The organism is Rhodobacter sp. JA431 (assembly GCF_900217725.1).
GTDB classification, from domain to species: Bacteria; Pseudomonadota; Alphaproteobacteria; order Rhodobacterales; family Rhodobacteraceae; genus Rhodobacter; species Rhodobacter aestuarii.
Genome location: NZ_OBMP01000003.1, coordinates 47,008 through 60,623 on the forward strand (window position 1 = coordinate 47,008; position 13,616 = coordinate 60,623).

Genomic DNA, 13,616 nt, shown 5'->3' on the forward strand with positions numbered 1-13,616 from the left:
TTGCAAGGGCTAGCGGGTCAGCGCTGCGTAAAGCATCGGGAGCCGCTCAGGGAGCCGTTCGACCTTTTCCAATACCTGCACATTTTGCGCCCCGAAAATGCGGCCTGCATAGGCATCTGCGCCGGGGTCGAGCGTGAGGCAAAAGGGCGTCACGCCCTCGCGTCGCGCCGCTTCGACCGCCGCGCGGGCATCGGCGCGCAAGTAATGCGGGTCGCGCACGTCGATGTCAGAGGGCGCGCCATCGGTCAGCACCAGCATCAGCTTGCGCGCGGCTTTCACGCGGGAAAGTTCCGCCGTCGCGTGCCGGATCGCGGTGCCCATGCGGGTGGAAAGCCTGCCCTCCGCCCCCATGATCCGCGCTTTGGGCCCGATGCCCCAAGGCGTGTCGAAATCCTTGAGCCGGGTGTAGAACACATTCTCTCGCCCATCTGACTGAAAGCCATGGATCGCAAATCGGTCGCCCACCCTGTCGATCGCTTGCGACAGGATCAGACAGGAGGATTGGGTCAGGCTCAACACCGTTTCGCCGCCCGGCGCGGGGTCATTGGTTGATTCTGAAAGATCAAGCAGCACCAAAACAGCGGTGTCGCGGGTTTTGCGGATCACCCGCATCATCACGCGTGGGTCAGGCTCGCGCCCCATCCGGATATCACTCACCGCGCGGATTGCCGCCTCAAGGTCGATCTCATCGCCATCTTCGAGCTTACGAATGCGCTGCGTGCCTTGCGGGCGCATGGCCTCCATCAAATGCCGCAGTCGGTCTGAGGTCTTGCGATGCGCCTCCAAAATCGCCTCCGCCGCAACCGCGTGGCCCGCTTTGGGGCGCATCTCGCGCAGGGTCGCCCAAGCCGGGCGGGTCATTTGCAGGCGGTGGTCAAACTCTTCATACAGCACCGGCGGCGCGAGCGCGGGCTTGCCCTCGCGCGCATTGAAACTGGTACCGTCATCGTCAAAGAACTCGGCCGATTGCACCCAGATTTCTTGCGCATCCTCGCCTGCGGTCTCGACCTCCACCTCATTCACCATCTCGCTGACCGAGACATAGCGGCGCGTTTGCGCGGGGGCGGTAAGAACCTCCCAGTCGATTTCCTCAAATTCCCAAAGCACCCGGTTGTCGCAGCGATAAGGGCACGACGGCTGATCACGATGCGCGGAATAGGGCTGGTTGCGGAGCCGATTGGCAAGCGCCAGCCCAAGCGCCCGCGTGGCCTCTGGCTCTTGCAAATCCAACGCGCTGAACTGCGCCAGAACCCAGCTTGAAAAGTCGTCTTCTGCGGTGCCCGTCAGCAGCACGCGGGCAATGCGATCAAAGACCCCGGCAATGCCGCTCGCGGTTTGGCTGTGAAACCGCGCCCAAAGCCCGCGCAGATTTGGGAAGCGGCGGATTGCCAGTGCTTCGGCGCGGGCGTCTTCAATCAACCCGATGCAGGCAAGGTCCAGCGCGCCCAGCCCTTCGGCCAAAATCGGTGCGCGTAAAACGGCCAAATGTGCCGCCAGATGCGCGACTTGCGCGCGGTAGAGATCAAGCCCCGGTTCGCCGTGCCAATCATCCAAAGCATCGGGGAGATGCAGCATATGGCTTTCGGCAAAGGGGCGCAGCCCAGCACGGGTTTCAAAATCGCCCGCCGTGGGCACAAGCACGAAATCGCGCCCCCAAAGTGCCCGCAAATACATGCCCAAGCGCCGCTGCAAATCAACCAGCAGAACGCCTTTGCGCTCGGATTGCAGCACCGATTTAGAGGCGTCCGAGCCGAGTGCGAAATAAGCCTCTAGCGCGGGGGTATCGGTGCGATGCGCCTCGATCCCCCAGTCGGCCCAACGGCGCAGACCGCCAAGCGTGAGCACATCGAACAGCTCGCCCAGATGGTCAAGCATCGGGCGGATCGCGCGCGGCGCACGGGCCAGCACATGTTCCAAGAACCGCAAGTAAGCCAGAAACAGCCCCGCATCGGCGAGCCGCTTTGCCGCCAAGGGCGCGGTTTCCAAGATCCGCTCGATCACCGCGCCAGAGGTGCGGGAGGCAAAGCCAAGGCAGGCGGTGGTGGTTTCGGCCAGAACATCTTCGCCCAAATCGCGCGCCACTTGCGGCATGGCATTGGCATAGGCCGCAATCGGCCCCGCACCGCGCCCCATTTGGTTGAGCGCATCTATCCCGCGCAACCATGTATCAAGCCCGCGCGGTGAAAGCCGCCGCCGTGCCTCTGGCAGCATTTGATCGAGGGCCTTCGCCGCCGGGTCCGGAAGGGAGAAGGGAAGGCCTGCATGATCGGCAGGAAGGCCCTCAAAGCCCAAAGCGGGCTTTTCAGAAGAATGTGGCAACGGCTGCATCAAGTGCATCGCGCATATCCATATCGTCGGTGATCGGGCGGGTGATTGCCATGGTGCAGGCGGCCACCGGGGCCACGCCTTGGGCGATCAATTGCCCCGCATGCACGAGCATCCGGGTCGAGACGCCCTCATCCAGCCCGTGGCCTTTGAGGTTGCGCGCACGGGCCCCAATTTCGACCAGTTTCTGGGCGGTGTCTTCACTCACCCGAGCCTCATGGGCGACGATCTCCACCTCTACCGCAGCTTCGGGCCATGCAAAGTCGAGCGCGCCAAAGCGTTGCTTGGTAGATTGCTTGAGGTCTTTCATCAGCGATTGGTAGCCGGGGTTATAGCTGATCACGAGATGAAAATCGGGATGCGCCTTGAGCAATTCGCCCTTCTTTTCAAGCGGCAGCACGCGGCGGCCATCGGTGAGGGGGTGGATCGCAACGGTCGTGTCTTGGCGTGCCTCGACCACCTCATCGAGATAGCAAATCGCACCATGTCGCGCAGCAAAGGCGAGCGGGCCATCTTGCCAGCGGGTGCCATTGGCATCGAGCAAGAACCGCCCGACAAGGTCCGAGGCGGTCATGTCTTCGTTGCACGCCACTGTGACAAGCGGCTTGCCCAAGCGCCACGCCATATGTTCGACAAAGCGGGTTTTGCCGCAGCCTGTGGGGCCTTTAAGCATCACCGGCATTCGCGCAGCGTAAGCGGCCTGAAACAGCGCAACCTCATCTGCGACCGGGCGATACCACGGCTCTGCCGCAACCAGATGGTCTTCGATCATATCCTTCATCGCATCCTCCCCGTAAATGCGACCCGCCGGGGCAGGCGGGCCGCGAGGTGCCGGGCGTCACACGGCGGCGCCGCGATAGACGACCATATTGGCACCTTGGCTTTGGGTGAAATTGTCATAGCCGATCAGCCGGACATGGTGGCCGGGGTTGGCATCGTGGCAGGCTTTCAACTCTGCCAAGATCGCATCAACATCGCTTTCGCCAAACATCGGCAGCTTCCACATATACCAGTAGGTGGCGCCCGCAAATTCGGGCTCGGTATGCTCAATCGCCGGGTTCCAGCCGTGTTTCACGATCCATTCCACCTGCTTGCGAATTTCGCCGTCATCCATCGGCGGCAGGTAGGAAAAGGTGCCCATCTTGCGGCTTTCGGGCGTGGAAAGGCGGGAGGGATAGTCTTGAACGGTGCTCATTTCGGGGTGTCCTTTTTGAGGAAGGGGGGAGCGATCAGCGGTGCTGCACGTCGAGCTTGTCGACGGTGTCGAACTCGAACTTGATCTCTTTCCACGTCTCCATCGCCACTTTCAGTTCGGGGCTGTGCTGGGCGGCTTTGGTCAGGATGTCTTTGCCCTCTTTTTCAAGCTGACGGCCTTCGTTACGGGCTTGCACGCAGGCCTCCAGCGCCACGCGGTTTGCCGCCGCGCCCGCCGCATTGCCCCAAGGGTGGCCGAGCGTGCCGCCGCCGAATTGCAATACCGAGTCATTGCCAAAGATCGAAACCAGCGCGGGCATGTGCCAGACGTGGATACCCCCCGAGGCGACCGGGAAGACGCCGGGCATCGAGCCCCAATCTTGATCGAAGAAAATCCCCCGCTCGCGGTCTTCCGCTACGAACCGGTCGCGCAGAAGGTCGATCCAACCGAGCGTTGCGGCACGGTCGCCCTCAAGCTTGCCGACCACGGTGCCCGAGTGCAAATGATCGCCGCCCAAAAGGCGGAGCAGTTTCGCCAGCACCCGGAAATTGATGCCGTGGTTCGGGTTGCGGTCAATCACGGCATGCATGGCGCGGTGGACGTGCAACAGCATCCCGTTTTCGCGGCACCATTTGGACAGCGAATTATGCGCGGCCCAGCCGAGCGTGATGTAATCCGACATGATGATCGGCGTGCCAAGTTCCTTGGCAAATTCGGCGCGGCGGAACATTTCTTCCACCGTCGGCGCGGTGACATTCATGTAATGGCCCTTGCGCTCGCCCGTCTCTGCCTCGGATTTGGTGATCGCTTCCTGACAGAACAGGAACCGGTCGCGCCAGCGCATGAAGGGTTGCGAATTGACGTTCTCGTCGTCTTTCGTGAAGTCGAGCCCGCCGCGCAGGCATTCATAAACGGCGCGGCCATAGTTTTTCGCGGAAAGGCCAAGCTTCGGTTTGATCGTGCAGCCCAAAAGCGGGCGGCCATATTTGTCCATCTTGTCGCGTTCGACCTGAATGCCATGGGGCGGGCCGAAACAGGTTTTCACGAACCAGATCGGGAAGCGCACATCTTCCAGCCGCAGCGAGCGCACCGCTTTGAAGCCAAAGACATTGCCCACAAGCGAGGTGAAGACGTTGACGACCGAACCTTCCTCAAACAGGTCTGCCGGGTAGGCGATGAAGGCGTAAAAGGCTTCGTCATGGCCGGGCACGTCCTCCACCCGATAAGCGCGGCCCTTGTAGTGATCGAGATCGGTCAAAAGGTCGGTCCAGACCGTGGTCCAAGTCCCGGTGGAGCTTTCCGCGGCGACGGCCGCGGCGGCCTCTTCGCGGCTTACGCCCGCTTGCGGGATCACTTTGAACACCGCCAGAACGTCGGTGTCTTTCACCGCGTAATTCGGCTCCCAATAGGTGGCGCGGTAGTCTTTTACCCCTGCGTCATAGGTCTTTCTGGGCTGGGCATTCATTGGCGGGTCTCCTCCCCATGCGTTGGCTTGGGAGGAAGCTAGCGGCTTGCGAGACTAGGTAAAAATGAATAGTTTTTAGATATGGACTTTAGAAAAGGCTATTCATGCGAGCGAGTTTACGGCAATTGCAGATCTTTGCGGCGGTGGCGCGGGAGCTTTCCTACACCCGCGCGGCGGAGGCTTTGCACCTGACCCAGCCCGCCGTTTTCACCCAAGTGCGCACGCTGGAAGAGCAAATCGGCGCGGCGCTGATCGAGCGGATCGGCAAGCGGCTTTACCTTACGCAGGCGGGGGAGGTGGTGCTGGCTTCCGCGCGCGAGATTTTGGGAGAGATCGACCGGATGGAGGCCCGCTTGGCCGAGGTGCAAGGGCTTTCCTCCGGCTCCTTGCGGCTCGCGGCGGTCTCCACTGCGCAATATGATGCGCCCACGCTTTTGGGCATCTTTTGCAAAAACCATCCGGGGATTGAGGTTGCGCTGAAGGTCGGCAACCGGGGCGAATTGCTCGCGCGCTTCGCCGCGAATGAAGACGATCTTTACATCCTTGGCACCCCGCCCGAGGAGGTGGAGGCAGAGCATTTCGCCTTTGCGCAAAACCCGTTGGTGCTGGTGGCGCCGCCCGATCACCCGCTGGCAACTGCGCGTGCCATCGCGCCCGAGATGCTCGCCGAAGCCCCTTTTGTGATGCGTGAAAAGGGATCGGGCACGCGGATCGCGACCGAACGCTTCTTTGCCGCACAGGGGCTTTCGCCCAAAGTACGGTTGGAACTTGGCGCCAATGCCGCGATCCGGCAGGCGGTGCGGGCGGGGCTTGGGATTGCGGTTTTGTCCCGCGCGACGGTGGAGGTGGAACTGGAACTTGGGCGGCTCGTGGCGCTCGATGTTATTGGTTTTCCACTCAAACGTGCATGGCATGTGGCGTGGCCGCGGGGCAAACGGCTTTCCCCGGCGGCGCAGGCCTTTTTGGATCAGCTCCGCGCCACAGCAGGTGCCTAATCCGCCGCAACCTTTGGTTGACAGTTTTGTCTTGTCACATGCTGCTTTCTGAATAACACTTAACCTGCGGGAGGGGAGCCCGCTTAGGGAGGGAGGCCATCAGTTATGACGGCCCATTTTATCACCGCTGCCTGTTTTCGGCAGACGGGCTATTCTGGTAATCATCCGCTGGCCATTCCGCGCGTTGGAACGGTGGAGCGACTTTGCGAGGCGCTGGGCTGGTTTGGGCGCGGCCATGCGCCGCTTGAATGCTTGCCCGCCAGCCGGGCCGAGATTGCCCGGTTCCATCAACCCGATTATCTAGACGCGATCCAGCGGTCCGAGGCGGCTGGCCATGCCAGCAGCGAAGATCGCGCGCGCTACCATATTGGCACTTTGGAAAACCCCGTTTTCGAGGGGCTTTGGCATCGTGCGGCGGTGTCTGTGGGGGGCGCGATGCTGGCGGCACGGCTTGCGCATCAAGGCGCGGTGGCCTTTCATCCCGGCGGCGGCACGCATCATGGGCTGCGTGGGTGCGCGAGCGGCTTTTGCTTCCTCAATGATCCGGTTTTCGCAATCTTGACGCTTCTCGATCTTGGTCGGTCCCGCGTCCTTTATGTCGATTTTGATGCCCACCATGGCGATGGGGTGGAACTGGCCTTTGCCAAAGACCCGCGTGTGATGACGCTTTCCTTGCATGAGGCGGGGCGCTGGCCCTTTACCGGCGGGGCCGAAGATCAGGGGGAAACGCTTCGCAATTTGCCGCTTCCGCCACGGCTCAATGACACCGAATTCGACTATGTTTTGGAAAAGGCTGTGCTGCCCGCCGCACGGGACTTTGCCCCCGATGCGGTGGTGGTGACGGTGGGGGCGGATGCGCTTTTGGGTGATCCGCTTTCGTCGCTTGCCATTACCAACACCCGGCTTTGGGCCGCGACCGATGCCGTTTGTGCCTTGGCTCCGGCGCGGGTGGTTTTGGGCGGGGGGGGCTATAACCCTTGGACGCTGGGGCGCGCTTGGGCAGGGCTTTGGGCACGGCTTTCGGGGCAAGACATTCCAGTGGAACTGCCCAAAGCGGCGCGCAGCGTTTTAGAAAGTCTCGATTGCGATCTGGTTGAGCCCGAAGACCGCGCAGCTGTTTGGTTTGAACGCATCGCCGACCCGGAAAACCCCGGCCCGATCCGGCCGGAGGTCGAGGCGCTTGTTGCTGCCACCTGTGGCTTTTCCGCGACGATAGGAAGGAGGCTTCCATGCGTGACTGGATAGAGCGTTTGGGCGATATTGAGCCGCTGGAAGATGCGGTCTTCGACGCTGGTTTGGTGGCAGAAATGCAGGCGCATGCCGCGCGCACACGCGCCCGACCCGTGCGCTTTTCCACGCCCACCTTCAAGGAATATGACAGCCAAGAGATCAAAGGCTGTGGCAAGAACGCTTTCCCGGCCTTTTCGATCACGGGCGGCGCCTGCGCGCTTGATTGCGATCACTGCAAGGCGAAGATCCTTGAACCAATGATCCCGGCCACAAAGCCCGAAGAATTGGATCGTAAAGTCCGCGATCTGGTAATTTTGCAAGGTTTGCAGGGGTTTTTGCTCTCGGGCGGTTCGAACCGGCGCAATGAAATTCGCTATGATAAATTCTATCCGGTGATCGAGGGGCTGAAACGCGATTTCCCTGAGATGCGGATCGCCATCCATACCGCGCTGACCGATGTGGCGGGCGCCAAAAGGATGGAGGCGGCGGGCGTCGATACGGCGATGATGGATGTGATCGGCGCGCAAGAAACGATTGAGCAGGTCTATCATCTTCAGCGCCCGGTGGAGGATTTTGAGGCCACACTTGCCGCGCTCAGCGCCACGAAAATGGAAATCTCGCCTCATATCGTGATTGGGCTGCATTACGGGCGGCTTTTGGGCGAAGACCGCGCGCTGGAGATGGTTGCGCGCTATCCAACGAAGGCGCTTGTTTTGGTGGTGGTGATGCCGTTTTACGCAACGCCCGGCACCTTCGTCACCGTGCCCGCCGATGATGTGGGGCGCATCTTTTTGCGCGCGCGGCAGGTGCTGCCGGATCGCGATGTGCTTTTGGGCTGCGCGCGACCGGCGGGGATGCACAAGCGTATCATCGATGCCTATGCCGTGATGGCGGGGCTGGATGGCATTGCCTTCCCGGCAGAGGGCGCGGTGGCCGTAGCCGAAATGGTCGGGCGGCCTTGGGACCAAGCCCATGCTTGCTGCTCGATCAAGCTCGGGCAGGGGGAAAGTCTGCGTGCGGGGTGCGCGGCATGAGTGTGGATGTGCTGATTGTCGGGCTTGGCCCGGCGGGGGCATCTGCCGCAGCGGCGGCGGCGCAGGCGGGGGCGCGGGTGCTGGCGGTAGATAAACGCGCCATACCGGGCCAGCCCGTGCAATGCGCTGAATTCGTGCCTGCGGCGCTGGCTTTGGAAACCCCCGCCGTGCGGACCGCTGCGGTGCAAGAAATCGCCGCGATGGAGACGTATTTGACCGATGACCCGCTGCGCAGCGCGGGCTTTTCGGGCGTGATGATCGACCGCGCGCGCTTTGATGCGGCTCTGGTCGCGCAAGCCTGTAAGGCGGGCGCGGAACTTGTCTCTGGCTGTGCGCTTGTGGCGTTTATGGCGGATGGCGCTGTGCTTTTGGCCGATGGGCGCCGTTTTGCTCCCCGTGTGGTGATCGGTGCCGATGGTCCGCGCTCAGCCGTCGGGCGGGCCGTTGGGTTGGTGAACCGCGATTTGTGCGAGGCGCGGCAAATCACTGTGCCGCTGCGGGTTGCCCATGATGCGACCGATATCTTCCTCGCGCCCGAGATTGTCGGCGGCTATGGCTGGCTCTTTCCGCGCGGGGAGGAGGCGAACCTTGGTCTTGGCGTGGCAGGGCAGGCGCGCGGGAGCCTTAAGCCCCTGCTTGAGCAACTCCATCAAGAACTGATCGCCGAAGGACGTGTGGGCACTCAGGCGCGCTGCTTGACCGGGGGCACAATACCCGTGGGCGGGTTGGTTGGCCCCGTTGCGCGGCGTGGTGCGGCAACTGTTTTGCTGGCGGGCGATGCGGCGGGTCTGACCCACCCCATCACCGGCGCGGGGATCGCAACAGCGGTTCTTTCGGGCCGGATGGCCGGTGAGGCCGCTGCGCAAATGGCCGCCGGGAAGGCTGCGGCAGAGACGGATTATGCCGAGGAGATCGAAGATCTGTTTGGCCCCTCGCTTACACTTGCGGTGCGCCGCCGCGCCGAATTGATGGCGCATTACGCGGCGGGCCGCCGCCCCGATGTGGCTGCTTTGCGCCGCGCGTGGATTGCTTGGCCCGAATACCGCACAGACCCCACCCGCGTGGAGGAGCTCGCATGAGTTGCACGAAATCCGAAACCCCAGCCCAAGGCGTTGCCAGCGGCTTTAATGCGCCCGAAATTATGTTTCCACGCGCCCCGGCGCCGACACCTGCTGGCATGAAAAACGGTGGTGCGGTGAAACAGGCGGGCCACGCGCCGCAAGGGCTTTACCGCCCCGATTACCGGGTGATGACGCCTGCCATGCGCTCGCCCGACTACGTGCAAATGTCCACCGCCGCCGCGATCACGCTCGGGCTGGTCGAGGGGCAGATGTATAATTGTTCCTGCACGCGCTGTTTGAACCTGCTTTTGACCTATCCCGAGGGATGCCGGGCCAATTGCGCCTATTGCGGGCTCGCGCGCCACCGCGAGGCCGAGCGCAACTATGCAGACCGCAACTTTATCCGCGTGGATTGGCCCGCCGTGCCGATGGCCGAGGTGGTGGACCGGATCGCGGCAGATGTCGAGAATACCCCCTTCCACCGCATGTGCATTTCCATGATCACGCATCCGAACTCAGATGCCGATACGGTGACGGTGCTGAAGACATGGACCGACCGGATCGACCCGGATCAAATCCCAATCTCGATCCTGTCGAACCCGACAACGATGACGCGTGAAGATGTCGTGCGGTTGCGCGATATGGGATCGGATATTTTTACCGTGGCGCTTGATGCTGCGACGCCGATGATCTTTGACCGCACGCGCGGCAAAGGCGTGCAATCGCCGCATTCTTGGGCGGGCTATTGGGAGGCGCTTGACTGGGCGCGCGATGTGTTCGGCCCGCAAAAGTTCGGCGCGCATCTTATCGTTGGTATGGGCGAGACCGAGGCCGAGATGCTGGCCGTGGCGCAGCGCTTGGTCGATATGGGCGGGCACAGCCATATGTTTAGCTTCTATCCCGAACAGGGCAGCTTGATGGACCATCTGCCTGCCACCCCGCGCGACCAATGGCGGCGTGTGCAACTGGGGCGCTATCTGATCGACTATTATGGGGTGCGGGTGGAACAGATGCGGTTTGATGATCTGGGTCGGGTGGCGGATTTTGGGCTGCCGCAATCGGAACTGGATGCGATCATTGATGCCGGGATCGCCTTTCGCACCTCCGGTTGCCCGGGCAAGTTTGCCGAAGATATTTCCGCCTGCGATCGGCCCTATGGCGACAGCCCGCCCTCGGACATTGCCTCTTACCCCTTTGCGCTGCGCCCGGTGGACATCAAACGGGTGCGCAGCCAGTTGAACATGGCGCGGGCCAACGAGAGCTATGAGCCGGGAGAGGAGTTCGAATATGACTAAGCCTTTCCGCGTGATTGATACGGGCGTGCGGCCGGGCCGTGCGCAGATCGCTTTTGATCAGGCACTGATCGAGGCGCATAAGGCGGGCACCATCCCCGATACGATCCGTTTTTTGACCTTTCCGCCCACGGTTTTGGTGGGGCGGCATCAGGCGATTGGGCAGGAGTTGAACTTGCCCGCTTGCCGCGCCGCGGGGGTCGGGATTGGGCGGCGCGTCACGGGCGGCGGCGCGCTTTATTTGGATGAAGGCCAGTTTGGTTGGGAATTGGTGTTTCACAAGCAAACCCTTGGCTTGCCCAGCTTGGGCGATGTGGCGCGTGAATTGTGCGAGGCAGCGGCTGAGGGGCTGCAAAGCCTAGGAATTGCCGCACGCTACCGCCCGCGCAATGACATTGAGGTGGAGGGGCGGAAGATCTCGGGCACCGGTGGGTTCTTCGACGGCGACACGATCTTTTATCAGGGCACGATCTTGCGCGATATGGATGGGGCGAAGATGGCGGGGCTGTTGAACATCCCCGCCGCCAAGCTCGCACGCCATGGGGCGCAAGCCGGGGCGCAGCGGATCGTGACAATGACGGAATTGTTTAATGGCGCCCCACCGCCCGAAGCTGAGGTGAAAGAGGCGCTCGTCGCGGCTTTTGCCAAGCGCCTCGGCATTGCGCCCTCTTGGGGGGCGATCACTTCTGAGGAAGAGGCACTGGCGCAAAAGTTCCATGACGAAGAGATCGGGACCGATGATTTCGTCTACGGCATTGATGATCCGACCCGCGTGGCGGATGTGCTTTCGGGGACGCATGCCGGGGCGGGGGGCACAATTACCGCGCATCTGCGGCTTGAAGGCCCCGCGCAAGACCGCATTCGCGAGGTGCTGTTCACAGGCGATTTCTTTGTTGCCCCGCCGCGGATCGTGCCGGATTTGGAGGCGGCTTTGCGCGGGGTCGAACTCGCTGCCGTGGAAAGCACCGTGGCGCAGTATTTTGAAAACGCGCAGGCGGCGCTGATGTCCGCCCCCGGCAGCGATTTTGCGCGTGCGGTGCGCGTGGCGGCGGCGATGCGCCACGAACCCGCAGGCTAAAGCCTCGGGTCGGGCAGGGCGAGGCGCAAAAAGGCCTTTGCCGCTTCTGTCAGGTGACGCTCCGGGTGCATCAGCAGCCGGAAGTTGCGCGCGGCGGGCGGGGCTTCTAGCCGCACCAGCCGCCCATCGGCCAGTTCAGCCTCCACCGCGAGCCGCGAAATGAGCGTGGCGCCGCCACCTGCGATCACCGCTGAGCGCACCGCTTCGTTCGAGGGGAATTCAAGCTTGCCGCCGGGATTGGGCACGCCCATTTCGATCAACGCTTCATCCATCCGCGCGCGGGTGCCAGAGCCTTCTTCGCGCATGATCCATGGGCCAGCGGCAAGAATGTCTTGGCTTGGGGCGCTTGCCGCCCAAGGGTGGCCGGGGGCAACGACCAGATACAGCTCATCTTCACCGAAGGGTTCATCGCTAAGGCCGGGGTGGGCAGCGCCGCCTTCGATAAAACCGAAATCGGCGGAAAGGGCGGCGACCTCATGGCCCACGGTTTCGGAATTGGCTGTCACCAGATCAAGCGCAATGCCGGGATAGGCCGCGTGAAAGCGCACAACGAGCGGCGGCAGCCAATAGGTGGCAAGGGTTTGGCTTGCGGCAATGCGCAGGCTGCCCCGTGCAAGCCCGGCAAGATCATCCAGCACCCGCTCGGCGGCGGCGGCGCGTGCAAGTACGGCGCGTGCTTCGGGGACGAAAAGCTTGCCCGCATCCGTCAGTTTGATGCCGCGCCCGATCCGGTCAAAAAGCTTGGTGCCGTGGCGGGCTTCCAGTGCAGAAACGGCGGCAGAAACCGCCGATTGCGTCAGGTGCAAAGCCTCTGCGGCGCGGGTCACATGCTCGCGTTCTGCCACCGCCAGAAAGATGCGCAATTGCTCAAGGGTCATGGCCCGAAGTTAAAAGAGCGAAGCGCCCATGACCAGTACGAAGGTCACACCGGCAATAAAGAGCGAAGCCACAAGGCCAAGCGCGAGCGGGCGCACCCCTTTGGCTCGCAGCCGGCCAACATCGGTTTGCAGCCCCATTGCGGCAAGCCCCATCGCCAACAGCACCTGCGTGATCGGGCCAGAAGCTTTGGTGACGAACTCGGGCACATAACCGGTGGAGGCCAGCCCAACCATGGCGATGAAGCCGATCACGAACCACGGAAATGGCGCGCGGCCAGAACTGCCCACGTGGCGCGCCATGATCAGGATCAGCGGTGCCAAAAGGGCAACCCGGGTCAGTTTGGCGATGGTGGCAAAAGCGGTGGCTTCCGGCCCGCCTTGCGCACCGGCGGCAACCACCTGCGCCACTTCGTGGATCGAGGCACCCGCCCAAAGCCCATAATTATGCGCGCTCATCGACTGGCCGACCACCGGGTAAAGCACCATCGCGAGCGTGCCGAAAATGGTGACCGAGGCGATGGCATAGGCCACATCTTCATCGCTTTCGCGCCCAACGGCATTTGCCGCAAGCACGGCAGACGCCCCACAGATCGAGGTGCCGGTGGCTATCAACCGTGTTAGCCCGGCTTCCACGCCTAGCCAGTGCCCGGCGGCCAGCGTGAAGAAATACGTGGCAAAGAGCCCAATCAAGATTGTTGCAAGCCCCATGCCGCCGACCGATAGCACTTGCCCCAGCGTGAGTTGCAGACCCAGCGTCACAATGCCAGCGCGCAAGAGCCGCCGGAGCGAAAAGGCAAGCCCCGGCACCGCGCCCGCGGGCAAACCGTAGGTGTTTCGCACGACAACGCCGATGACGATGGCGATGATCAGCGGGCTGAACATGGAAACCCCCGGCAGGATGCGCACGGCAAAGGCTGCCGCCACGATTGCCGCCACCAAGGAGACCCCGGGCCAGATCGAAATGCGTGGCTCGGCGGCCGGAACGGCAGTGGCAGTCATGGCGGCTCCTTCGGGCTTGGCATCCGTGAGGGTGTTCAGATGCAAATAGCTTGATACGATTCCG

General features: G+C 62.5%; 12 protein-coding genes. 6 read left to right on the top strand and 6 right to left on the bottom strand.

Annotation, left to right across the window (positions count from 1 at the left end):
- Positions 1-9 precede the first annotated feature (9 nt).
- Genes CRO18_RS07065 through CRO18_RS07080 form a run of 4 tightly spaced genes read right to left on the bottom strand, consistent with a single transcriptional unit; the run spans position 10 to position 4,985 of the window.
- Positions 10-2,337, bottom strand: coding sequence for a nitric oxide reductase activation protein NorD (locus CRO18_RS07065; protein WP_249276009.1), 2,328 nt, complete (start codon positions 2,335-2,337; stop codon positions 10-12).
- Positions 2,303-3,106, bottom strand: coding sequence for a CbbQ/NirQ/NorQ/GpvN family protein (locus CRO18_RS07070; protein WP_097081612.1), 804 nt, complete (start codon positions 3,104-3,106; stop codon positions 2,303-2,305). Before CRO18_RS07070 ends, CRO18_RS07065 begins: the two co-directional genes overlap by 35 nt.
- Before the next feature lie 57 nt (positions 3,107-3,163).
- Positions 3,164-3,520, bottom strand: a complete 357-nt coding sequence (locus CRO18_RS07075) for a ribulose bisphosphate carboxylase small subunit (RefSeq protein WP_076485782.1) — start codon at positions 3,518-3,520, stop codon at positions 3,164-3,166.
- A gap of 34 nt (positions 3,521-3,554) precedes the next feature.
- Positions 3,555-4,985 carry a form I ribulose bisphosphate carboxylase large subunit gene (locus CRO18_RS07080; RefSeq protein ID WP_097081613.1) on the bottom strand — a complete coding sequence of 477 codons (1,431 nt, stop codon included), beginning with the start codon at positions 4,983-4,985 and terminating at the stop codon, positions 3,555-3,557.
- 104 nt (positions 4,986-5,089) lie between these two features.
- Between CRO18_RS07080 and CRO18_RS07085 the strand changes: the two genes are divergently transcribed.
- From CRO18_RS07085 to CRO18_RS07110, 6 genes are all read left to right on the top strand, one after another.
- Complete coding sequence (locus tag CRO18_RS07085) at positions 5,090-5,980, top strand: LysR family transcriptional regulator (protein WP_097081614.1); 891 nt, start codon at positions 5,090-5,092, stop codon at positions 5,978-5,980.
- A 105-nt stretch (positions 5,981-6,085) separates the two neighbouring features.
- Entirely contained in the window at positions 6,086-7,225 is a 1,140-nt protein-coding gene (locus tag CRO18_RS07090; protein ID WP_097081615.1) for an acetoin utilization protein AcuC, read from the top strand.
- Positions 7,210-8,244, top strand: a complete 1,035-nt coding sequence (locus CRO18_RS07095) for a radical SAM protein (RefSeq protein WP_097081616.1) — start codon at positions 7,210-7,212, stop codon at positions 8,242-8,244. The genes CRO18_RS07090 and CRO18_RS07095 overlap by 16 nt, the downstream gene beginning before the upstream one ends.
- On the top strand, positions 8,241-9,323 hold the full coding sequence (locus tag CRO18_RS07100; protein WP_097081617.1) for a geranylgeranyl reductase family protein: 1,083 nt from the start codon (positions 8,241-8,243) through the stop codon (positions 9,321-9,323). Before CRO18_RS07095 ends, CRO18_RS07100 begins: the two co-directional genes overlap by 4 nt.
- Entirely contained in the window at positions 9,320-10,600 is a 1,281-nt protein-coding gene (locus CRO18_RS07105; protein WP_170952591.1) for a radical SAM protein, read from the top strand. The genes CRO18_RS07100 and CRO18_RS07105 overlap by 4 nt, the downstream gene beginning before the upstream one ends.
- Positions 10,593-11,675: a biotin/lipoate A/B protein ligase family protein gene (locus tag CRO18_RS07110; protein ID WP_097081618.1), complete on the top strand. Its 1,083-nt coding sequence runs from the start codon at positions 10,593-10,595 to the stop codon at positions 11,673-11,675. The genes CRO18_RS07105 and CRO18_RS07110 overlap by 8 nt, the downstream gene beginning before the upstream one ends.
- Here CRO18_RS07110 and CRO18_RS07115 read toward each other — a convergent pair.
- Positions 11,672-12,553, bottom strand: coding sequence for a LysR family transcriptional regulator (locus tag CRO18_RS07115; RefSeq protein ID WP_097081619.1), 882 nt, complete (start codon positions 12,551-12,553; stop codon positions 11,672-11,674). The genes CRO18_RS07110 and CRO18_RS07115 overlap by 4 nt on opposite strands.
- A gap of 9 nt (positions 12,554-12,562) precedes the next feature.
- Positions 12,563-13,552 carry a YeiH family protein gene (locus tag CRO18_RS07120; protein ID WP_097081620.1) on the bottom strand — a complete coding sequence of 330 codons (990 nt, stop codon included), beginning with the start codon at positions 13,550-13,552 and terminating at the stop codon, positions 12,563-12,565.
- Positions 13,553-13,616: the final 64 nt, after the last annotated feature.